Raw genomic sequence first — 21737 nt, 5'->3', positions numbered from 1 at the left:
GGCCCCCCCCCCCCCACGCCGTGCCCCCGGTGCGGGGCGTCCGCTCAGAACTTCAGCTCCCACTGCTGGGCCTCGTGCTCGAAGCCCGGGGTGACCTCGACGGTCAGGGTCTTCGCGTCGGCGGGCACGTCGAAGGCGTACGTGCCGGTGGCCTTCTTGCCGGGCGCGACCGTGCCGGTGACACCGTCCAGGCCGTCGTCGTAGACCTGCTCGGCGGTCACGCCGTCCTTGCCGGCGCGGGCCTCCAGGAGGACCATGTCGGCGTCGAACTTCTCCTTGCTGCCGTTCTCGACGACGACGGTGACCTTGTACGCCTTGTTGCCCGCGGTGTGGCCGGAGGAGATGTCGCTCGGCGTGAAGGACTTCGCCGCCGAGACGGTGATCTTCAGGTCGTCGTCGTAGATGATCGTCTCGTCGGCGGAAAGCACCTCGGGCACCTTGTCGCCCTCCGCGCCGCCGTCCGTGCCGCCGGCGTCGCCCGCGGCGCCCGTGCCCTTGTCCCCGCCGGCCGTGTCCTTCGGGGCGGTGTTGCTCAGCTCCTTGTTGATCTCGTCGACGGCGGTGTCCACGGCCTTGTACGTGAGGTACGCGCCGACCACGGAGAGGATCAGCGCCACCAGGCCGAGGATCGCGCCGGCCGTCGTGACGCCCTTGTTGGTGGCCTCGCCGCGCTTGGCGCGGCCCCGGCCGACCAGGCCGAGGATCAGGGCCAGCAGACCGAGGATCCCCGCGAGCCAGAAGAACAGCGGGATGAACCCGGAGACCGTGCCGATGATGCCGAGCACCAGCGCGGCCGTGCCCAGCCCGTTGCGCGCCGGAGCGGCCGGGACGGGCGGAGCGGGGTGCGGCGCGCCGTACTGGGGCTGCTGCGTGGGGTGGGACATGGATGCCCTCCGGGCGAAGTCATGGGACGGGGACGGAGCTTGACGCAGCCCCGTGAAGCGATGCGTCAATCACACCAGAGCTTGTGAACTCAGTCAACAAGCATTCTTTACTCGTTACCTGCTCACGCTGTGAAACAGTGTCATCGTGTACTCGCCGTAGGATGCGGGCACATCGCGGACGGAGGGAGCGGCCACGTGCCGGAGAACACGAATGCACCAGAGGTGACCGCCGCCGAGATCGCCAGGCTCGCCGGGGTCGGCCGGGCCGCCGTCAGCAACTGGCGCCGCCGCCACGCCGACTTCCCCAAGCCGGTCGGGGGCACCGAGACCAGCCCGTCCTTCGCACTGGCCGACGTCGAGCGCTGGCTGCGCGCCCAGGGCAAACTCGCCGAAGTGCCCCTGCGGGAGAGGGTCTGGCAGCAGGTCGCCGGCCATCCCGGGGGCGCCGCCACCGCCCTCGTCCACGCGGGCTGCGCCCTCCTCCTCGTCCACGAACGGCCCGCCCTGTGGCCCGCCGGGACCCGGGTGCCCGACGAGCACCTCGCCGAGCTGCTGCCCACCGTCCTCGACGGCGCCCTCACCGCCCGGCTGGGCCCCCATCGTCCCGTCCCCACCCCCACCGCCGAGGCGCTCGCCCCGTCCGTGCCGCTGCTGCGCGCCGCCGTCGAACTCGCCGCCGGGAGCGGCGGCGCCCCGGCCGCCTTCGAGTTCCTGCTGGGCCGTCACCTCGACGCCCACCCCCGCCAGTTCACCCTCACCCCGCCCGGCCCGGCCGCCCTCATGGCCGCCCTCGCCGCCCCGCCCGGCCGCGCCGAGCGCCCCACGGTCCTCGACCCCGCCTGCGGTACGGGCGCCCTGCTCCGCGCCGTCGAGGCCCCCGCCGCCCTGTACGCCCAGGAGGCCGACCCCGACCTGGCCGCCCTCGGCGCGCTCCACCTCGCCCTGCACACCGGCGCCGAGGTCCACGCCCGCGCGGGCGACGCGCTGCGCGCCGACGCCCACCCGCACCTCGCCGCCGACGCGGTCCTCTGCCACCCGCCGTTCAACGAGCGCAACTGGGGCCACGAGGAGCTCGCCTACGACCCCCGCTGGGAGTACGGGCTGCCCGCCCGCACGGAGTCCGAGCTCGCCTGGGTGCAGCACGCCCTCGCCCGGCTCCGCCCCGGCGGCACGGCCGTGCTGCTCATGCCGCCCGCCGCCGCGTCCCGCCGCTCCGGCCGCCGCATCCGCGCCGACCTGCTGCGCCGCGGCGCCCTCCGCGCGGTCGTCGCCCTCCCGGCCGGCGCCGCGCCCCCATACGGCGTCCCGCTCCACCTGTGGGTGCTGCGCAGACCCGGCGCCACCGCCCCGTCGCCCGAGCTGCTGCTCGTCGACGCGTCCGCGCACGGCGCGACCGGCCGCGACCGGCTCGACTGGCAGGCCGTCCACACCGCCGTGCTCGACGCCTGGACGCCGTTCGAGCGGCACGGCACCGCCCCCGAGCGCCCCGGCACCAGCCGCTCCCTGCCCGTCATCGACCTCCTCGACGACGACGTGGACCTCGCGCCCGCCCGCCACCTGCCGCCCCCCGCGGCGAGCGGCGGCGCGGCCGAGCTGGCGACCGTGGCCGACCGGCTCGCCGCCCAGTTGCGCCGCACCGCCGAGCTGGCCCCGCCGCCCGGCGGCATCACCCGCACCGAACCGGCGCCCGCCCCCGCCGGACCGGCCCGCCCGCCCGGCGTCACCGTCGGCGAACTCGCCCGCACCGGCGCCCTCCGCCTCCACGCCGGCGGCGCCGGCACCGCCCCCGGCCACGGCCCGCCCGCCGCCCGCCCCCGCGTCCTGACCGAGCAGGACGTCCTCACCGGCCGGGGACCCGGCGGCACCCTTCCCGAAGGCCCCCCGGACGGCGAGGAACCCGTCCTGCTGCGCACCGGCGACGTCGTCGTCCCCGTCCTCGGCGGCGGCCCCGTCGCACGCGTCGTCGACGAGGCCACCGCGGGCGCCGCCCTCGGGCGCAACCTCCACCTCCTGCGCCCCGACCCGGCCGCCCTCGACCCCTGGTTCCTCGCCGGGTTCCTGCGCGGCACCGCCAACCAGCGCCAGGCCAGCAGCTACGCCTCCACCGCCACCCGCCTCGACGTGCGCCGCCTCCAACTGCCCCGGCTGCCGCTCGCCGAGCAGCGCCGGTACGGCGAACGGTTCCGCGCTCTCGCCGAGTTCGAGCAGGCCCTGCGCCAGGCGGGCCGCCTCGGGGAGCGGCTGGTGCGCGGCATGTACGACGGGCTGACGGACGGCACGCTGGAGGCGTGAGCAACCGCACGGCCGATCCGCACAACCCTGCGGCCGTTGTCCGTGTCGCTGTATACGCTCATCCCCGTATCGGACGTCTTCCCCCCACCCGGCCTCCTGGAGGAGCCATGTACGGCCCCGGCCCCGTGCCACCGCAGCGTCGTACGCCGACCCACGTCGTCGTGCTCCGCGTCCTGTTCGCCGTGCTGCCGCTGCTGAGCCTGGGCTTCCTCACGGGGGCGGCGCCCCTGCGCCTCGCGGTGGTGACGCGACGGCCCCGCGACTGGTGGCTGTTCGGCCTCTCCGTGGTCCTCACGGTCACGTGCCTGGTCTTCATCCCGGAGGACACGGACAGCATGCGGGCCAACCTCTCGGTGGGCGGCCTCCTGCTGAACGCCGCGCTGTTCACCGGGTACTTCCTGTACGCCGACATCCGCCACCACGACCGGCGCGCCGCCCGCCCGGCCGCCGCCCGGGCCGCCGCGCCGTACGCGACGACGTTCCCCCTCGGCCCGGCGTCCGGCCACGGGTACCCGCCGCCGCAGACCCCGTACACGGGGACGCCCCCCGCGGCGATGCCCCCCTACGGCGGGGGGCAGCCGCACGCCGTGCCGGGGCCCGCGGTCCCGCCCCGGCCCCCGGCCGCCCCGCGGGCCGGTGCGCCCGCGGCGCCCCGCATCGACCAGGTCCGCGCCGAGCTGGACGAGCTCAGCGACCTCCTCCGGAAGGAAGACGGCGGCCGGTGAACGGACGGGTCATCACCGGCCGGTACGAGCTGGCCACGGTCATCGGCCAGGGCGGCATGGGCCAGGTCTGGACGGCGTACGACCGGCGGCTCGACCGGCGCGTCGCCGTCAAGCTGCTGCGCCCCGACCACATGGCCGCCGCCGCCGACGCGGAGGACATGCGCCGCCGCTTCGTCCGCGAGTGCCGGGTCACCGCCCAGGTCGCCCACCCCGGCCTGGTCACCGTGCACGACGCCGGCAGCGACGGCGACGACCTGTACCTCGTCATGCAGTACGTCGAGGGCGCCGACCTCTCCGACCACCTCGCCGAGCACGAGCCGTACCCGTGGCAGTGGGCCGTTGCCGTCGCCGCCCAACTGTGCGCGGTGCTGGCCGCCGTCCACGCCGTGCCGATCGTCCACCGCGACCTGAAGCCGCGCAACGTGATGGTGAAGCCCGACGGCACGGTCACCGTCCTCGACCTGGGGGTCGCCTCCGTCCTCGACACCGACACGACGCGCCTCACGCACACCGGCTCGCCCATCGGCAGCCCCGCCTACATGGCGCCCGAACAGGCCATGGGCGGCGCCGTCGGCCCGTACACCGACCTGTACGCCCTCGGCGTCGTCCTCCACGAACTGCTCAGCGGGAACGTGCCCTTCGCCGGCTCCACCGCCCTCGGCGTCCTCCACCGCCACCTCTACGAGCCCCCGCAGCCCATCAGGCACCTCCGCCCCGACACCCCCGAGGCGCTGGAGGCCCTGGTGCTGCGGCTCCTCGCCAAGGACCCCGGGCACCGGCCCTCCGGCGCGCAGGAGGTGTACGAGGCGCTCGCCCCGCTCCTCCCGGCGCGCGGCACGGGGCCGACCGGGCCCATGGACCCCACCCGGCCCTTCACGCGCCCCCTCGCGCCCTGGCCCGAGCGGGCCTCCGCGCCCGCCGCGGCCGTCCACGTCCCGCCGCCCCCGACCGCCCCGCCGTCCGGCGCCGCGGCCACCGGCGCGCCCGTCGCCGGGCGGCCCGGCGTGGCCGCCGCCGTCGACGAGGTGAAGCGGCTCCTCGGGGAGGGCCGCATCACCCAGGCCGTCGACCTCCTCGGCGCGATCCTCCCGGCCGCCGCCGCCGAGCACGGCGAGCACTCCCACGTCGTCCGCGTCCTGCGCAAGCAGTACGCGACGACCCTCATGGACGACGGCCAGTACCGGCGCGCCCTGCCCGAGCTGCGCCGCCTCGCCGCCGACCGGGCCGCCGAGGCGGGCCCGGCCGACCCGCAGACCCTCCAGTACCGCCACGACGCGGCGCTCTGCCTGGAACAGCTCGGCGAGGCGGCGGAGGCGCTCGCCGAGTACCGGGCGATCCTGCCGTACTACGAGAGCGCCCGGCAGCAGCCCGGCGCCGACCCGGGCCGGGCGTTCGGCATCCGGCACCGGATCGGGCACCTGCTGCTCACGACGGGCGACCACTCCGGGGCGTACCAGCAGCTCCAGAACCTGCTGTACGACACGGAGCGCACGTACGGCCCGTACCACCCGCTGGCGGGCGAGCTGCGCCGGGCGCTCACCCACCAGCAACAGGTGCGCGGTCGCTGACCCGGCGCCCCGGCCGGGCGGTCAGGCGGTCGCGCGGTGGTACGCGGAGTCCGCGACCTCGCCCAGGGACCGCAGGCCCGGACCCGGCCCCGGGACGGGGGTCGGGGCCACCACCACCGCGCCCGGCGCCGCCAGGGCGCGGACCCCGTCGTGGGGGACGTCCAGGAGGACCACCCCGTACCGCCGGTCCGCGACCAGCTCGCGGACCCGGGGCTCGTCCAGCCGGCCGCGCACCAGCCGCGCCCCGTCCGGCCGCCCGCCGCCCAGCGCGAGGTCGTCCCGCACGGCCTCCTCCCGGGCGGGCGCGCCGTCCAGCGGGCCGACGAGCGTCAGCCGCGCCTCCACCCCCTGCCGCCGCAGCATCCGGCACAGCGCCGCCGCGAACAGCCCGTGCCGGGCACCGGACTCCAGCACCTCCACCACGCCCCCGCCCGCGCCCCCGGTGCCGTCCGCGCCCCCGCCCGCGGCACCCCCGGCACCGTCCGCGGCGGCACCCACCGCGAGGAGGGGGACCGCCGCCAGCCGCCCGCACACGTCGGCCACCGTCCCCCCGATCCCGCCGGCCCCCAGCGCCTCCAGCGCCACGAGGTGCCGGTACGCCACGGTGACCTCCCCGCGCACCCGCTCGTCCGCCGCGCCGGTCACCGCGCGGACCTCGCCGACGAGCCGGTCCACCTGCGTGGGCGTCGGCACCCGGTGCGCGCCGCGGCCGGCGTGGTCGAGGAGCAGCCCGAGCCCGTAGCTCTGCCGGCGCAGGTCGGCCACCTCGTGGTGCAGGGCGTCCAAGTCCTTCTGGAGGGCGCGCGCGTGGTGCTCCACGCGCTGCTCGACCAGGGAGAGGGCGGGCCGCAGCAGCCGCCGCGTCAGCGGATTTCTCAGAAGGGAGGGCATGCGGGGCAAGCTACGCCGCACCGGCCGGTTCCCGGGAGACGGCACGGTGGTGCACGGGTGAAGTCTCGGTGGCGTGCGGGCGACGCGCGCGCCGGAGGCGCACCACCACCCCCACCAGCACCAGCAGCGCCGCCGCCCCGACCACAGTCCCGGCCCGCAGCCCCGGCGGGCGGAACGCGCAGCTCACCGGCGACCCGTCCGGGACGTTCGGGACGTCCACGGCGACCAGGCCCAGGTACTCCCCGGCCGGCCGCCCCCCGCACCGCCACCCGGCGATCCGGGGCGCCGCCAGGACCGCCACCCCGTGCGCGCCCGGCGGGAGCACGGCGCGCACCCCGCCGCCGTCCACCCGCACGTCCACCGCCGCGGTCGTCCGCAGCCGGGCCACCGCCTCGCTCAGCCGCCCCCGGTCGAGGCAGCCGACGGAACCCTCGGGCACGGCGCCCCGCCCCCGCCACTGCACGCGCACGCCGGCCGCGCGCTGCGTGCCGAGCGGGGCCATGGCGGCCCGCCGCTTGGGCAGCCCGCCGCGCAGCTCGACCGACCGGCCCGTACCGCCCAGGCGCGCCGTGCCGGTGAAGTCGGGCGCCCAGACGAAGACGTCGCTGCCGACCGGGCACGCGCCGTCCGCGGGGAGGTCGTAGACGCGTGACCCGAGCAGCAGCTCCTGGTTGCGGAACGCGGAAGGCCCGTACCGCAGTTCCCGCCCGTCGGAACCGGCCCCCGGCCGTACCGTCACCAGCGGCAGCCGCTCCCCGTTCCGCACCAGCACCCCGTCCCGCCAGCGCGCGCCCACCGCGAACAGGGCGTCCGTCACCGGGTTGTCGAGGCTCTGCAGGCCGCGGCCGTGCGACGTCCAGCCGCCGCCCAGCGCGGCCAGGGTCCGCGTCCACACCTGTGGCGTGTGACTGCTGTAGTACGCGGCGCCCTGCCCGCCCACCAACAGCGGGTCGTTGCCGGTGAGCTGGGGCCGCCCCGGGTCGGTCCGGTAGGCGGGCCAGCCGTCGACGGCGCGCACGGCCGCCGCCCGCGCGTCGTGCGCGCCGCCCCACGCCGGGTAGTGGTCGAGCCGCGCGGGCCGCTCCCGGTCGGCGTACGCCGTGGTGGCCGCGGCCGGCACGACGACGGCGCCCGCCAGCAGCGCGCCCCCCACGGCCCGCACCACCCGCCGCCCCCGCACCGACGGCCCCGCAGGTCCCGCACGCCCTGCACGCCCCAGCAGGACGACCGCCCCCGCGGCGGCGGCCACCCCGCCCGCGAACAGCGCGTACGCCGCGCCCGTCACCAGCGCGCTGTCCGCCGCCGCCACCGCCACGGCGGCCAGCACGCCCACCCCGCCCAGCAGCGCCCGCCACCCCGGCCGGCCCGCGGCCACCGCCGTCCACGCGGCCATCACCACGACCCCCGCCAGGACGAACGTCTGCCGGTACGGGCTGCCGTTCGGCGTGGCGAAGACGTGCCACACCAGATGGGTCGGCTCCCACTGCGCGGACAGCAGCACCCCCGCCACCAGCCCGCTCCACACCAGCCGCTCCCGCCGGGCCACCCCCCGGTGGAACGGCAGCACGGCGGCCGGCAGCAGCGCCCCCGCCCCCAGGAACAGGGCCGGCGTGAAGAAGCTGTACGTCGCCGGCAGCACCCGCGCCGCCACGTCCGCCCACGGGGCCGCGTCGAAGTGGCGCGTCCACCCCGGGTAGGCGTGCCGCGACCCCAGGAACACCGGCACCAGCACGGGCGCGGCGAGCCCGACCCCCAGCCCCACCGTCGCCACCGCCCGCCCCAGCACCCGGGGCCGCGCCCCGCCCCGCGCGAGCAGCACCAGCGCCGCGCCGAGCGTCGCCATGTACGCGGTGTAGAAGTTGGCCGCCCAGCACACGGCGACCACCACGGGCCCCAGCACCGGCCGCCGCCCCTCCCGCACCCACGCGGCGACCAGGCACAGCAGCGGGAAGGCGATCAGCCCGTCCAGCCACATCGGGTTGTACGCGGCCTCCACCACCGCCCAGCCGCACAGCGCGTACGCGGCGCCCAGCACGGCCGCCCCCCACCGGCTGCCCCGCCGCTGCCGCAGCAGCGCCAGCGCCATGGCGGCGGCCGCCGCGCCGAGCTTCAGCACCGTCACCACGTACACGGCCAGGTCGATCCGGTCCCGCGGGAACACCCCGACGAGCAGGGCGAACGGGCTGGTCAGATAGGTGCCCAGGTCGGGCAGCAGACTGGTCCCGTACCCCGACCGCCAGTTCAGCGGCCCGCCCCCGACCCGCCCGTGCAGCAGGTCCCACAGGTGGGCGTGGAACGGCACGAACTGGTTGCCGAGGTCGTTGACGGCGCGCGTGCGCGGCCCGAAGGGGAAGGTCCGGGCGGCGGCGTCACCGGCGCAGACGGCGAGTACGGCGAGCAGCGCGGCCGCGCCGCAGGCGCGCGGAGCGGACGGAGGGGTACGGGACTCGGCCACGCCCCGAATATGACACCGGGAAAGCGGGAATTCCCGGGCGGCGAAAGCGAGTTCATCCAATCGCCGCCTGCCCGCCACGGAAGGGGTCCGCACCCGACACGCGCGGCCGTTTCCGTGGACGCCGTGCTGATCTCGATAGTGGTGCCCTGCTTCGACGAAGAGGAGATCATCGCCCGGTTCCACGCGCACGTGACGGAGGAACTGGGCCGCCTCGCGGCGGACTTCGAACTCGTCTACGTGGACGACGGGAGCCGCGACCGCACGCTGGAACTCCTCCAGGAGCGGGCCGCCGCCGACCCCCGCGTCCGGTACGTCTCCTTCAGCCGGAACTTCGGCAAGGAGGCCGCCATGCTCGCCGGGCTCCGCCACGCCACCGGTGACGCGGTGGTCCTCATGGACGCCGACCTCCAGCACCCGCCGCGGCTCGTCGGCCGCATGCTGGACCTGCACGCCGACGGCTACGACCAGGTCGTCGCCCGCCGCACCCGCGAGGGCGACCGCGTCACGCGCACCCTGCTCGCCCGCGCCTACTACCGGGTGGTCAACCGGCTCGTCGACGTGGAGCTGCTCGACGGCGTCGGGGACTTCCGGCTGCTGTCCCGCCGGGCCGTCGACGCGGTGCTGGAACTCACCGAGTACAACCGCTTCTCGAAAGGGATCTTCGCCTGGATCGGATTCCCCACCACGACGTTCGAGTACCAGAACGAGACGCGCGAACAGGGCCGCTCGAAATGGACGTTCCGCAAACTCCTCAACTACGGGCTCGACGGTCTGCTCTCCTTCAACGACAAACCGCTCCGCGCCGCCCTCTACCTGGGTTTCCTCCTGCTCTCCACGGCCTTTCTCTACGCGGCGTGGATCGTCGGCGACGCCCTCCTCAACGGCGTCGACACCCCCGGGTACGTCACCCTCCTGGTCGCCGTCACCGCGCTCGCCGGTGTCCAGATGGTGATGCTCGGCCTGATCGGGGAGTATGTGGGCCGTATCTACTACGAGGTGAAGCGGCGCCCGCACTTCCTGGTGAAGGCGGCGAACACGGGCGTGCCGAGCACCGAGCCGTCCCCGGGGGAGTTCAGCCGAAGATGACCGGCGTCAGCGGCCAGATCGTCAGGTTCGCCCTGGTGGGGGTGGTGAACACCGGCACGTACTACGGCTGCTACCTGCTGTTCCTGGCGTGCGGCCTGCCGTACGTGGCCGCGCACGTCGTCGCGTTCCTGCTGTCGATGACCGGCTCGTTCTTCCTCAACAGCCACTTCACCTACCGCACCCGCCCCACCTGGCGGAAGTTCCTGCTGTTCCCCCTCACCAACGCCGCGAACTTCGTGATCACCACCGCCGGCGTCTGGCTGCTGGTCGGCGTGGCGGGCCTGTCCAGCCGGTACGCGCCGCTGCTCGCCGCGGCGGCGGCCGTCCCCGTCACGTTCGTCGTCTCCCGGACGATCATGCTGCGGCCCGAGAACCCCAAGGACCGTGACTCGTTGGCAGAAGTGGCTCCGAAGTAGTGGCCCGGGCCACATCCACTGCTTACCATCGATCACCGCAAGGTCGTTGACTCTGACGTACGACCCACGCCGGGAGGCCCCTTTGCACCGCCGCCGTCGCACCGCGCTCTCCGTGTCCGCCGCCCTCCTCGTCGCGGCCCCCCTCCTCACCGCCTGCGGCAGCGACGCCCACCCGGGCGCGGCGGCCGTCGTGGGCGGGGACCGCATCGAGACGGCCGCGCTCCAGGCGCAGGTCCGGGACGTCCGCTCGGCGCAGGAGGCCTCGCCCCAGGCCGACCAGCTGATCCGCGCCACGGGCGACCTGAGCCGCGAGAAGCTCAACGGGATGATCTTCGACCGGCTGGTGGAGAAGGTCGCCGCCGACGCCGGGATCACGGTCAGCCGCAAGGAGGTCCAGCAGACCCGGCGCGACGCCGCCCGCCAGTACGGCGGGGACGGGCAGCTCGCCGCGATGCTGCTCCAGCAGCAGGGCACCGCGCCCGGCGAGATCGACGGGGTCGTCCGGCGCAACATCCTCATGAACAAGATCGCTGAGAAGCACGGCGTGACGGGCTCCCCCGAGGGCCAGAAGAAGCTCACCGACCTGTTCGGCGCCGCCTCCGAGGAGCTCGGCATCGACGTGAACCCCCGGTACGGCACCTGGGACCACGAGAAGATCCAGCTCGGCCGCTACCAGGCCCCCTGGCTCCGCCAGGTCACCCAGGACCCGGGGGCGGCCCCGACGGGGGCGTAGGGCCGGGGCGGTAGGTTCGAAGGGTGAACGCTCAAGCCGCAGACACCCCCGGCACCGGCCGCCTCGTCCTCCTCACCACCAGCCACCGGGTGGCCCCCGGCGTGCTGTCCTGGCCGGCGTGGCAGACCCTGCACGCCGCCGACGCGGTGCTGTGTCCCGACCCGGACCACCCGCAGCTCCCGTACCTCCGCGAGGCGGGGGTCGCCGTCGAGACCGCGGCGCCCACGGCGCGGGAGCTCGTCGACGCGTGCGCCGGGGACCGCACGGTCGTCGTCCTCGCCACCGGCGAGGGCGACCGGGACCTCACCGACGGCCTGGCCCGCCTGGCCGGCTCCGGCCGCGTCGCCATGCCCGACCTGGAGCTGCTCCCCGGTTCGTACGACCTGCCGGGCGCCCGCCTCCTCGACCTCGTCGAGGTGATGGACCGCATCCGCCGCGAGTGCCCCTGGTCGTCCCGCCAGACCCACCGGGGCCTCGCCAAGTACGCCATCGAGGAGGCGTACGAGCTGGTCGAGGCGATCGAGGACGGCGACCGCGAGGAGCTGCGCGAGGAGCTGGGCGACGTCCTCCTCCAGGTCGTCTTCCACGCCCGGATCGCCGAGGAGGCCGAGGAGGAGCCGTTCTCCCTCGACGACGTGGCGGGCGGCCTGGTCGAGAAGCTCGTCCACCGCCACCCGCACGTCTTCGGCGAGGAGACCGCCGAGACGCCCGAGCAGGTCAAGGAGCACTGGCTGCGCACCAAGGCCGTCGAGAAGCGGCGCGCCTCCGTCACGGACGGCGTCCCCCTGGGGCAGCCGGGCCTCGCCCTGGCGGCGAAGCTCGCGAGCCGGGTCCGCAACGCCGGCCTGGACGTCGAGCCGCCGTCCGGGGAGGGCGTCGGCTACGCGCTGTTGGAGCTGGCGGCCCGCGCGGAGGCGGACGGCGTGGACCCGGAGGCCGCGCTGCGGGCGGCGGCCCGCGCGTACCGCGACGCGATCCGCGCGGCGGAGGGTCACCCGGCCGGGTGACGGCCCGGCTGGGTAACGTGGCCCTCCGGCCCGGCAGGGCTTGGGAGTTGGGGAGGGCCGGTGGGCGGGGACCAGACGCGGGACGCGACCGTCACCACCGTGCTCCGCGCGGTCCGGTCGGAGAGGCACGGGGAGCTGATCGAGCGGCTGAAGGCGTTCGACAAGCCGGCCGCCCGCGGCTTCGGCCAGCTGGTGGCCAACGACCGGGCCGCCCGCGCACGGGTGGACGGCGGCCCCCACGTGGTCCGCGCCGAGGCCGAGCACTGGCTGCGCTGGGCGGCCACCCGCGACCCGCGGACCCTGGCCGAGCTGTGCTCCTTCGTGAGGGAGGTCACCTCGGAACGCGCCCGCGACCTCCGTCGCGACGTGCGCCGCCCCGCCGACGAGGCACCCCCGGCCGGGGACGCCCCCGCCGCCCCCACCCGGAACACCGTCTCCGGCGGCACCGCCGCCCACCTCGTCCAGGCGGGGTACATCGGTAGCGTCCAGTACGGCGCGGAAGCACCCGACGACCCGGCCCTCTGGTGGGAAGCGGCGACGGCCGATCCGCTCGCCCTCGGCACCCGGCACGAGGGGCCGTACGTCCCCCGGGACCGCGACGCGGACCTGGCCGGGGCGGGGGAGTGCGGCTTCCTGGTGATCACGGGGGAGCGGCTGTCCGGGAAGACGACGACCGCGTGGGCGCACCTGCGCCGGTTCGCCCCCGGCACCGAGGTGTGCGTCCCGCTGCCCGGCGCGGACCTGCGGACGCTGCCCGGGTGGATCCGCGCCCGGGACAACGACTGCGTGCTGTGGCTGGACGACCTGGAGCGCTACCTGGACGCCGACCGGGGCCTCGACGCCGCGCTGCTGTCCCGCTTCATGGCGATGGGCGTGCCGGTCGTCGCCACGATGTCCGACGCCGCCTACGACGAGTACCGCTTCGGCTCCCTGACGTCCGGGCGCCTCCTCGGCCGCGCCCGGACCGTCGAACTGGACCTCGAATGGAGCGCCGCCGAGCTGGCCCGTCTGAAGGGCGCGCGGGACGCGCACCTCCAAGGTGCGTACACCTGGCGCGGCGACCGGAGCGTGACCGAGTACCTGGCGGTCGGGCCCGAGCTGTGGGAGGAGTGGCGGCGGGCCGGGCGCCCCTCCGGGAACCGGTCCGGCCACCAGCTGGTCCGCGCCGCCCTCGACCTGGCCCGCTGCGGACTCACCGGGCCGCTGCCGCGCGACGTGGTCCGGGCCGTGTACGAGACGTACGCCCCCAAGCACGCCGAGGCGTTCGACGCGGCCCTCGCCTGGGCGACCCGGCCGCGCCTCGGCGTGACGGGCCTGCTCGTGGAGGCGCCGGGCACGGCGGAGCTGGCCGCGTACGGCTCCTTGATCGGGGAGGCCCTGGTGACCAAGGGGCTGCCGCGCGTCCCGTACGAGGTGTGGGACCTGGCCCTCGCCCACGACCGGCAGGCCGTCTCCGTACGGGCCCTGCAGCACTTCCGGGCGTGGGCGAAGGCGGACGACCGGGAGGCGATGTACCGCCTGGCACAGCTCCTCCACGACGAGGACTGGCTGCGCGGGGCCGCCGACGCCGGGCACCCGGGCGCGATGGCCGAGCTGGGCCGGGTGCTGGCCGACCGGGGCGAGGCCCGCGCGGCGGAGCCCTACCTGGAACGGGCCGCCGAGGCGGGTGCCGCCGGAGCGGCGACCCTCCTGGGGACGCTGCTGCGGGACCGGGCGATGGGGTGGCTCCGCAAGGGTGCGGACGAGGGGGACCCGGAAGCGGCGCACCACCTGGGCGACCTGCTGTTCGGCCTGGGCGACGACCAGGGCGCCCTCAAGCACTACGTGGACGCGTTCGAGGCCGAGTACGCGGAGGTCGCGGGCAGCCTCGGCGCGTACCACCTGTACCGGGGCGACTCGCTGCTCGCGGAGATCTTCTTCCGCCGCGCGGCCGACGCAGGTGACACCCGCAGGGAGGGGCACCTGGCGCGGCACGATCCGGTCACGCCGGAGGGGACGGAGGAGTACCTGCGGGAGTTCTCCTGGCACCCCATGGACGCGACCCACCTGGGCGCCTTCCTGGAGGGCAGGGGCGACCGGGACCAGGCCCGAACCTGGTACGAGAAGGGCTTCGAGCTCGGCGACCCCTACGGCGCCTTCCTCCTCGCCCGCCTCCTGGAGAAGGAGGGCCGGAAGGACGAGGCCGCCGCCTGGATGCGCAAGGCCGCCGACGCCGGGCACCCGGGTGCCGCGGAGGACCTCGGCGGCGGGGCGGATACCGTCGTGGGGTGAACGCCGCCCACGACCCCGCCGCGCCCCCCGAACTCTTCACCTGGGAGTTCGCCACCGACCCGTACCCGGCGTACGCCTGGCTGCGGGAGCACGCGCCCGTGCACCGGACCCGGCTGCCCAGCGGCGTCGAGGCGTGGCTGGTCACCCGGTACGCCGACGCCCGGCAGGCCCTCGCCGACCAGCGGCTCAGCAAGGACCCCGCGCACCACGGCGGGCCCGCGCACGCCAAGGGCAAGACGGGCATCCCGGGGGAGCGCAAGGCCGAGCTGATGACGCACCTGCTCAACATCGACCCGCCGGACCACACGAGGCTGCGCCGGCTCGTGTCGAAGGCGTTCACCCCGCGCCGGGTCGCGGAGTTCGCCCCCCGCGTGCAGGAGCTGACGGACCGCCTGATCGACGGCTTCGCCGCGCGGGGGGAGGCCGACCTCATCCACGAGTTCGCCTTCCCCCTCCCCATCTACGCCATTTGCGACATGCTCGGTGTGCCCGCCGAGGACCAGGACGACTTCCGGGACTGGGCCGGGCAGATGATCCGGCACGGCGGCCGGGCGGCGTCCTCGTCCGAGGGGGGCGGGCGGCGGGAGAGCCCGCGCGGCGGTGTCGCGCGGGCCGTGAAGCGGATGCGGGCGTACCTCGTCGACCTGATCGAGCGGAAGCGGGAGGACCTCGGCGACGACCTGATCTCCGGCCTCATCCGCGCCTCCGACCACGGCGAGCACCTCACCGGGAACGAGGCCGCCGCGATGGCCTTCATCCTCCTGTTCGCGGGCTTCGAGACGACCGTCAACCTCATCGGCAACGGCACGTACGCCCTGCTCCGCAACCCCGGCGAGCGTGCCCGCCTCCAGCGGTCCCTCGCCGCGGGCGAGTCGGGGCTGCTCGCCACGGCCGTGGAGGAACTGCTGCGCTACGACGGGCCGGTCGAGCTGGCGACCTGGCGTTACGCGACGGAGCCGCTCGTCCTCGGCGGGCAGCGGATCGAGCCCGGCGACCCCGTCCTCGTCGTCCTCGCCGCGGCCGACCGGGACCCGGAGCGGTTCGACGCCCCGGACACCCTGGACCTCGGGCGGACCGACAACCAGCACCTCGGGTACGGGCACGGCATCCACTACTGCCTGGGCGCGCCGCTCGCCCGGCTGGAGGGGCAGGCCGCGCTGGCCACGCTGCTGACGCGCCTGCCCGACCTGCGCCTCGCCGTCGATCCGGACGAACTGCGGTGGCGCGGCGGGCTCATCATGCGCGGGCTGCGGACCCTCCCGGTGGAGTTCACCCCCGAAAGGATCTGACGAACCATCAGCTCTGTGATGTTCGCGTAATCTCCCCTGCATCGACTTGTGACTGGCGTTCGAATGCCGCTACGTTCACCGTCACCTCAGCAGTCACGCGAAAGGTCCAACGCATGCGCTCCGGGAACGGACGACACCGTCGACCCCGTCAGGCTCCCGCCCTCGTCGTCGCCGCGGGGGTGACCGGATCGGCGATCGCCCTGCCGCTGCTCGGCGCGGGCACCGCGTCCGCCGCCGACGCCGCCACCTGGGACCGGGTCGCCGAGTGCGAGACCGGCGGCATGTGGAGCGCCGACCTCGGCAACGGCTACTACGGCGGCCTCCAGTTCTCGCAGGAGACCTGGCAGGCGTACGGAGGCACGGCGTACGCGCCGCGCGCCGACCTCGCCAGCCGCTCCCAGCAGATCGCCGTCGCGGAGAAGGTCTTCGCCGCGCGGGGCTCCGCCGCGTGGGAGACCTGCGCGCCCATCGCGGGCCTGGCCGGCGCGGGCGACCCCGCCCCGGCGGAGACCGGCCCGGGCGCCACGCCGGAGCCGTCCGCGGGCACCGGTGCGGACGCCGGGGCGTCGAAGGAGCCCGCCGCGCCGGCGAAGGCCGCCACCGAGGGCGCCACGACCCCCTCCGGCACGGCCGAGGGCGGCGGGAAGACCACCGCCCCCGCCGCCCCGGACGCGACGGCCACGCCCTCCGACGACCCCGCGGACCCCGCCGCCTCCGGTGACGCGCCCGCGGCCGACGGCGGCACGGGCGGCTCCGCCTCCGGCACGGGCAGGCACCGCGGCGAGCCGGCCAAGGAGGAGGCCGCGACCGCTCCGACGGTTCCGGGCGCCACCGATGAGTCCGGCGAATCCGGCGGGTCCGGCGAGTCCGTTGAATCCGACAATACGGTCAGTGGGCGTGAAAACGGTAGACACACCTCGCGGGGTGACGGAACGGCACGTACGGCGGAGGGCCTCGCCGCGGACGGCACGTACACCGTCCAGCCCGGCGACAACCTGTGGGCCATCGCGGACACCCACGAGCTGGCCGGCGGCTGGCCGGCGCTCTACGACGCGAACCGCGAGACCGTGGGTACCGACCCCGACCTCATCCTCCCTGGCCAGAGCCTCGATCTGGGCGTGAACGAGGGATAGTTACGGGCCGAATGTCCGTTTCTCGGAAGTGAGACAAGAGTCTCTTTGCCCCAACTCGCGCCCCTGCGCCGCCCGATCCGTCCGTCTCCGCCCCTACCTGCGCAAACGCCCGCAAGAGGCAGGCGCGTAGGGGCGGATTGACCCGGATGTCCCCCTTTGAACTTGGGGCGGGTCTGTGCTTACCGTCGATACCGCTCGCCACCGCGGGCCCCGTCCGACCGGTAACGCCGAATCCTGCCGCCGGGCGACGGGAACAGTCGACGCTTCCAGCGCCGTAGGCAGGAGCGGGGGACCCAAGGTAAGTGCCGGGCCCGGCCGTTGAGAGACGACCGGAACCGGCTCGGGGTGAAGCCGCGCGCCCAACGCGCGGCCGGGCACTCACCAGGCCCGAACCCGACAGCTCACCTCGCAGGCGTCGGTGAGGAGATCCGCCATGCTGAATTCCGGCAAGGGAAAGCACCGTCGCCCGTCCAAGGCCGTCCGTCTCGTCGCGTTCGCCGGCATCACCGGCGTGGCCGTCGCCGCCCCGCTGATGGGCGCCACGTCCGCCAGCGCCGCGACCGCCTCCGAGTGGGACCGCGTCGCGCAGTGCGAGTCCGGCGGCAACTGGTCCATCAACACCGGCAACGGCTACTACGGCGGCCTGCAGTTCTCGGCCTCCACGTGGGCCGCGTACGGCGGCACGCAGTACGCCTCCACCGCCGACCGGGCCAGCAAGGCCCAGCAGATAGAGATCGCCGAGAAGGTCCTTGCGGGCCAGGGCAAGGGCGCCTGGCCGGTCTGCGGCGTCGGCCTGTCCAACGCGCCGTACGGTGGCGGCGCCGCCGCCGAGCGCACCGCCGAGGAGCCCACCACGCGCAGCGAGCAGCGCACCGCGCCCAAGCCGGCCCAGCCCAAGGCGGCGGCCCCCAAGGCCAAGGCCGAGACCGTCACCACCCCGACCGGCGAGAAGGTCGAGAAGGGCGACGGCGAGTACGAGGTCAAGGCCGGCGACACGCTCAGCTCCATCGCCACGGCCGAGGGCGTCAAGGGCGGCTGGAAGAAGCTGTTCGACCTGAACGAGGACATCGTCGACGACGCCGACCTCATCTACCCGGGCCAGCAGCTCCACCTGAGCTGACCCGGAGGCGGTCCGGCCGGACCCACCCGGCCGGCCGCTCCCCCCGAGCCGGCCCCGGCTCGTCGCGCATCCCCCGTACGCGGCGAGCCGGGGCCTCCCCGTTTCGGGGCAAACCGATCCAGGACGGATGAGAACGGGGGCGCTCAAGGTGGTTACCGTCCAGTAGGAGTGGCGGCCGTTCACCCCGTAATCCACCGCTTCGTGCCCTTTTTCGTCCCAGCGGGCGGGCGGTCGCGGGCCCCGGCCCTCCGGGGCGGTTAGGCTCTTGCCGCAAGGCCAAAGATCCTGCACTCCATGCGTCACATCCCAGAAGGAGATGCTCGTGCCGTCCATCGACGTCGTCGTAGCCCGGGAAATCCTGGACTCCCGAGGCAACCCCACGGTCGAGGTCGAGGTCGGCCTCGACGACGGCAGCACCGGCCGTGCTGCCGTCCCGTCCGGTGCCTCCACCGGTGCGTTCGAGGCCCTCGAGCTCCGCGACGGTGACAAGGACCGCTACCTCGGCAAGGGTGTCGAGAAGGCCGTGCTCGCCGTCATCGAGCAGATCGGCCCGGAGCTCGTCGGCTACGACGCCACCGAGCAGCGGCTGATCGACCAGGCGATGTTCGACCTGGACGCCACCCCGGACAAGTCCTCCCTCGGCGCCAACGCCATCCTCGGCGTCTCCCTCGCCGTGGCGCACGCCGCCTCCGAGGCGTCCGACCTGCCGCTCTTCCGCTACCTGGGCGGCCCGAACGCGCACCTGCTGCCGGTGCCGATGATGAACATCCTGAACGGCGGCTCGCACGCCGACTCCAACGTGGACATCCAGGAGTTCATGATCGCCCCGATCGGCGCGGAGTCCTTCTCCGAGGCCCTGCGCTGGGGCACCGAGGTCTACCACACCCTGAAGAAGGTCCTGAAGGACAAGGGCCTGTCCACCGGCCTCGGCGACGAGGGCGGCTTCGCCCCGAACCTGGAGTCCAACCGCGCCGCCCTCGACCTCATCCTGGAGGCGATCAAGCAGGCCGGCTACACCCCGGGCAAGGACATCGCGCTCGCCCTGGACGTCGCGGCGTCCGAGTTCTACAAGGACGGCGCGTACGCCTTCGAGGGCAAGTCCCGCACGGCCGCCGAGATGACCGAGTACTACGAGGAGCTCGTCGCCTCGTACCCGCTCGTCTCCATCGAGGACCCGCTGTTCGAGGACGACTGGGACGGCTGGAAGACCATCACCGAGAAGCTCGGCTCGAAGGTCCAGCTCGTCGGCGACGACCTGTTCGTCACCAACCCGGAGCGCCTGGCCCGCGGCATCGAGGAGGGCGCCGCCAACGCCCTGCTCGTCAAGGTCAACCAGATCGGCTCCCTCACGGAGACCCTGGACGCCGTCGAGCTGGCCCAGCGCAACGGCTTCAAGTGCATGATGTCCCACCGCTCCGGCGAGACCGAGGACGTCACCATCGCCGACCTGGCCGTCGCCACCAACTGCGGCCAGATCAAGACCGGCGCCCCGGCCCGCTCCGAGCGCGTCGCCAAGTACAACCAGCTCCTGCGCATCGAGGAGATCCTCGACGACGCCGCGGTGTACGCCGGCCGCAGCGCGTTCCCGCGGTTCCGCCCCGCGAACGACTGAACGAGCGGGGGCCGGCGCCTCGTCGCCCCCGGTTGCGTACGTCCCCGGCCACGGTCCCGTACCGTGTCCGGGGACGTCGTACGTGAGGAGGGGCGAGCCGATGGGCCAGGACCGGGACCGGTTCTCGACCGCGACGAGGCTGCGGCTGCTCGGCGAGCAGACCGCCGCCCGCGTCTACCGTTCCCAGAGCCGCCGCCAGGCGCGCCGCTCCCGGCTCACCGGCCGGGCCGCCTTCCTCGCCCTCGTCGTCTGCACCATGGTCGTCGCCCTCGCCTACCCGATGCGCCAGTACGTGTCGCAGCGCGGCGAGATCGCCGAGCAGGAGCGGCTGGCCGAGGAGGCCGCCGCCCGCGTCGAACGGCTGCGCGACGAGAAGGCCCGCCTCCAGGACGACGCCTACGTCAAGCGGCTCGCCCGCCAGCACCTCCACTACGTGATGCCCGGCGAGACCGCCTTCACGATGAACGACCCCGGGGCGGCCCGGCGGCACCGCACCGACCAGGGCGGCACCGGCCGGCCCTGGTACTCCAGCGTCTGGGACGGCGTGGACCGCGCCGACCAGCAGAACCGATAGCCGCTGGGCCGCCCCCGGCGGTCCCGCGCCCCACCAGGACCGAGCAGGATCAAGGCAGGCATGGAAACGCCCCCTCCGCAGACCGAACGCACCGAGCCGACCGAGGCCGACGTCGCGGCCTTCAAGGAACAGCTCGGCCGCCCGCCGCGCGGCCTGCGGGCCATCGCGCACCGCTGCCCGTGCGGCGAGCCCGACGTCGTCGAGACCGCGCCCCGGCTCCCCGACGGCACGCCGTTCCCGACGACGTACTACCTCACGTGCCCCCGCGCGAACTCCGCGATCGGCACGCTGGAGGCGAACGGCGTCATGAAGGAGATGACCGAGCGCCTCGGCACCGACCCCGAGCTGGCCGCCGCCTACCGGGCCGCGCACGAGGACTACATCGCCCGCCGCGACGCCATCGAGGTCCTCACCGGCTTCCCCAGCGCCGGCGGCATGCCGGACCGCGTGAAGTGCCTGCACGTCCTGGTCGCCCACTCCCTGGTCGCCGGGCCGGGCGTGAACCCGCTGGGCGACGAGGCGCTGGCGATGCTCCCGGAGTGGTGGGCGAAGGGCCCCTGCGTCACGCCGTGCGTGGCCCCGAAGGAGGAGGACGGTTGGACCGTCGAGGGTGACGCGGACGGCCACTTCGCCTTCAAGCCGATCGACGACGAGGAGGAGAAGAAGTGACCCGGGTGGCGGCCATCGACTGCGGCACGAACTCCATCCGCCTCCTCGTGGCGGACGTCGACCCCGACGCGGGCACCCTCGTCGACCTGGACCGGCGGATGACCATCGTCCGCCTCGGCCAGGGCGTGGACCGCACGGGCCGGCTGGCCCCGGAGGCGCTGGAGCGGACGTTCGCGGCGTGCCGCGAGTACGCCGCCGCCATCGGGGAGCTGGGCGCCGAGAAGGTCCGCTTCGTGGCGACCTCCGCCTCCCGCGACGCCGAGAACCGCGAGGACTTCGTGCGGGGCGTCCTGGACATCCTCGGGGTCGAGCCGGAGGTCATCACCGGCGACCAGGAGGCCGAGTTCTCCTTCACCGGGGCGACCCGCGAACTGGAGGGCACCGACCGGTACCTGGTGGTGGACATCGGCGGCGGCTCCACCGAGTTCGTCGTCGGCTCCGCGCACGTCGAGGCGGCCCGGTCGGTGGACATCGGCTGCGTGCGCCTGACGGAGCGCCACGTCCGCCACGACCCGCCCGGCGAGGACGAGGTGGCCGCGATCCGCGCCGACGTGCGCGCCGCGATCGCCCTGGCCGAGGAGACCGTCCCCGTCCGCGAGGCGCACACCCTCGTCGGCCTCGCCGGCTCCGTCACCACGGTCGCCGCGATCGCGCTGGGCCTGGAGGAGTACGACTCGGCGGCCATCCACCGCTCCCGCATCCCCTACGGGCAGGTCGCCGAGGTCACCGACCGGCTGCTGGCCATGACCCACGAGGAGCGCGCCGCGATCCCCGTCATGCACCCGGGCCGGGTCGACGTCATCGTCTCCGGCGCCCTGGTCCTGCGCGAGATCATGGAGCACATCGACGCCCCCGAGGTCGTGGTGAGCGAACACGACATCCTGGACGGGATCGCCTGGTCCCTGGCCTGACCGGGCCCGCCGCCGGGGGCCCGCCTCCCGGGGCGGGCCCCCGCGCCCTGCCCGACGGCCCCTCTCGCGCCCGGGCCGTCCGCGCTCCCGGGCCCCTCTCG

18 protein-coding genes and 1 riboswitch are annotated in these 21737 nt (G+C 75.1%); of the genes, 15 read left to right on the top strand and 3 right to left on the bottom strand.

Going from position 1 to position 21737, the window contains the following annotated elements; genetic code table 11:
- Window positions 1-44 precede the first annotated feature (44 nt).
- The gene (locus RND61_RS28745; RefSeq protein WP_315881064.1) at window positions 45-884 is read right to left on the bottom strand and encodes a DUF4190 domain-containing protein; all 840 of its coding nucleotides are present in this window, start codon (window positions 882-884) and stop codon (window positions 45-47) included.
- 222 nt (window positions 885-1106) lie between these two features.
- Between RND61_RS28745 and RND61_RS28740 the strand changes: the two genes are divergently transcribed.
- The 3 genes from RND61_RS28740 to RND61_RS28730 all read left to right on the top strand — a co-directional run bounded on the left by RND61_RS28740 (window position 1107) and on the right by RND61_RS28730 (window position 5469).
- Window positions 1107-3176: an N-6 DNA methylase gene (locus tag RND61_RS28740; RefSeq protein WP_391654349.1), complete on the top strand. Its 2070-nt coding sequence runs from the start codon at window positions 1107-1109 to the stop codon at window positions 3174-3176.
- A 107-nt stretch (window positions 3177-3283) separates the two neighbouring features.
- Window positions 3284-3901: a hypothetical protein gene (locus RND61_RS28735; protein WP_315881062.1), complete on the top strand. Its 618-nt coding sequence runs from the start codon at window positions 3284-3286 to the stop codon at window positions 3899-3901.
- Window positions 3898-5469 (top strand): serine/threonine-protein kinase, encoded by a 1572-nt coding sequence (locus tag RND61_RS28730; protein ID WP_315881061.1) that lies wholly within the window; start codon window positions 3898-3900, stop codon window positions 5467-5469. The genes RND61_RS28735 and RND61_RS28730 overlap by 4 nt, the downstream gene beginning before the upstream one ends.
- Before the next feature lie 21 nt (window positions 5470-5490).
- Here the strand turns inward: RND61_RS28730 and RND61_RS28725 are convergent, their stop codons facing one another.
- The gene (locus RND61_RS28725) at window positions 5491-6360 is read right to left on the bottom strand and encodes a class I SAM-dependent methyltransferase (RefSeq protein ID WP_315881060.1); all 870 of its coding nucleotides are present in this window, start codon (window positions 6358-6360) and stop codon (window positions 5491-5493) included.
- Between the two features lie 10 nt (window positions 6361-6370).
- A complete protein-coding gene (locus tag RND61_RS28720; RefSeq protein ID WP_391654347.1) occupies window positions 6371-8824 on the bottom strand; it encodes a YfhO family protein in 2454 nt (817 codons plus the stop codon).
- 114 nt (window positions 8825-8938) lie between these two features.
- On the opposite strand from RND61_RS28720, the gene RND61_RS28715 reads away from it, so the two are divergent.
- The 12 genes from RND61_RS28715 (at window position 8939) to RND61_RS28660 (ending at window position 21636) form a co-directional block, all read left to right on the top strand.
- Window positions 8939-9901 carry a glycosyltransferase family 2 protein gene (locus RND61_RS28715; RefSeq protein ID WP_315881058.1) on the top strand — a complete coding sequence of 321 codons (963 nt, stop codon included), beginning with the start codon at window positions 8939-8941 and terminating at the stop codon, window positions 9899-9901.
- Entirely contained in the window at window positions 9898-10317 is a 420-nt protein-coding gene (locus RND61_RS28710) for a GtrA family protein (protein WP_315881057.1), read from the top strand. The genes RND61_RS28715 and RND61_RS28710 overlap by 4 nt, the downstream gene beginning before the upstream one ends.
- A gap of 82 nt (window positions 10318-10399) precedes the next feature.
- On the top strand, window positions 10400-11050 hold the full coding sequence (locus RND61_RS28705) for a SurA N-terminal domain-containing protein (RefSeq protein WP_315881056.1): 651 nt from the start codon (window positions 10400-10402) through the stop codon (window positions 11048-11050).
- A gap of 23 nt (window positions 11051-11073) precedes the next feature.
- Entirely contained in the window at window positions 11074-12057 is a 984-nt protein-coding gene (locus RND61_RS28700) for a nucleoside triphosphate pyrophosphohydrolase (protein WP_315881055.1), read from the top strand.
- A gap of 60 nt (window positions 12058-12117) precedes the next feature.
- Window positions 12118-14328, top strand: coding sequence for a tetratricopeptide repeat protein (locus tag RND61_RS28695; protein ID WP_315881054.1), 2211 nt, complete (start codon window positions 12118-12120; stop codon window positions 14326-14328).
- On the top strand, window positions 14325-15617 hold the full coding sequence (locus RND61_RS28690; RefSeq protein ID WP_315881053.1) for a cytochrome P450 family protein: 1293 nt from the start codon (window positions 14325-14327) through the stop codon (window positions 15615-15617). The genes RND61_RS28695 and RND61_RS28690 overlap by 4 nt, the downstream gene beginning before the upstream one ends.
- A gap of 113 nt (window positions 15618-15730) precedes the next feature.
- A complete protein-coding gene (locus tag RND61_RS28685) occupies window positions 15731-16750 on the top strand; it encodes a transglycosylase family protein (RefSeq protein WP_315881052.1) in 1020 nt (339 codons plus the stop codon).
- Between the two features lie 260 nt (window positions 16751-17010).
- A riboswitch (cyclic di-AMP (ydaO/yuaA leader) is annotated at window positions 17011-17180 on the top strand.
- Window positions 17181-17183: 3 nt separating this feature from the next.
- On the top strand, window positions 17184-17870 hold the full coding sequence (locus RND61_RS28680; protein WP_315881051.1) for a transglycosylase family protein: 687 nt from the start codon (window positions 17184-17186) through the stop codon (window positions 17868-17870).
- 322 nt (window positions 17871-18192) lie between these two features.
- Window positions 18193-19482, top strand: a complete 1290-nt coding sequence (gene eno, locus RND61_RS28675; protein ID WP_449343284.1) for a phosphopyruvate hydratase — start codon at window positions 18193-18195, stop codon at window positions 19480-19482.
- 100 nt (window positions 19483-19582) lie between these two features.
- Complete coding sequence (locus RND61_RS28670) at window positions 19583-20056, top strand: FtsB family cell division protein (protein ID WP_315881049.1); 474 nt, start codon at window positions 19583-19585, stop codon at window positions 20054-20056.
- Window positions 20057-20116: 60 nt separating this feature from the next.
- Complete coding sequence (locus RND61_RS28665; RefSeq protein WP_315881048.1) at window positions 20117-20725, top strand: DUF501 domain-containing protein; 609 nt, start codon at window positions 20117-20119, stop codon at window positions 20723-20725.
- Entirely contained in the window at window positions 20722-21636 is a 915-nt protein-coding gene (locus RND61_RS28660) for a Ppx/GppA phosphatase family protein (protein ID WP_315881047.1), read from the top strand. The genes RND61_RS28665 and RND61_RS28660 overlap by 4 nt, the downstream gene beginning before the upstream one ends.
- The last annotated feature ends 101 nt before the right edge of the window (window positions 21637-21737 follow it).

The sequence above is a fragment of the Streptomyces tamarix genome (assembly GCF_032423885.1).
Classification (GTDB): domain Bacteria; phylum Actinomycetota; class Actinomycetes; order Streptomycetales; family Streptomycetaceae; genus Streptomyces; species Streptomyces tamarix.
The sequence above is the reverse complement of the archived record's forward strand: the minus strand, read 5'-3'. Positions and strand labels throughout refer to the sequence as shown.

Coding starts and splice junctions, on each gene's coding strand:
- RND61_RS28745 (WP_315881064.1), bottom strand. CDS start 884: ATGTCCCACCCCACGCAGCAGCCCCAGTACGGCGCGCCGCACCCCGCT.
- RND61_RS28735 (WP_315881062.1), top strand. CDS start 3,284: ATGTACGGCCCCGGCCCCGTGCCACCGCAGCGTCGTACGCCGACCCAC.
- RND61_RS28725 (WP_315881060.1), bottom strand. CDS start 6,360: ATGCCCTCCCTTCTGAGAAATCCGCTGACGCGGCGGCTGCTGCGGCCC.
- RND61_RS28710 (WP_315881057.1), top strand. CDS start 9,898: ATGACCGGCGTCAGCGGCCAGATCGTCAGGTTCGCCCTGGTGGGGGTG.
- RND61_RS28685 (WP_315881052.1), top strand. CDS start 15,731: ATGCGCTCCGGGAACGGACGACACCGTCGACCCCGTCAGGCTCCCGCC.
- RND61_RS28680 (WP_315881051.1), top strand. CDS start 17,184: ATGCTGAATTCCGGCAAGGGAAAGCACCGTCGCCCGTCCAAGGCCGTC.
- RND61_RS28670 (WP_315881049.1), top strand. CDS start 19,583: ATGGGCCAGGACCGGGACCGGTTCTCGACCGCGACGAGGCTGCGGCTG.
- RND61_RS28665 (WP_315881048.1), top strand. CDS start 20,117: ATGGAAACGCCCCCTCCGCAGACCGAACGCACCGAGCCGACCGAGGCC.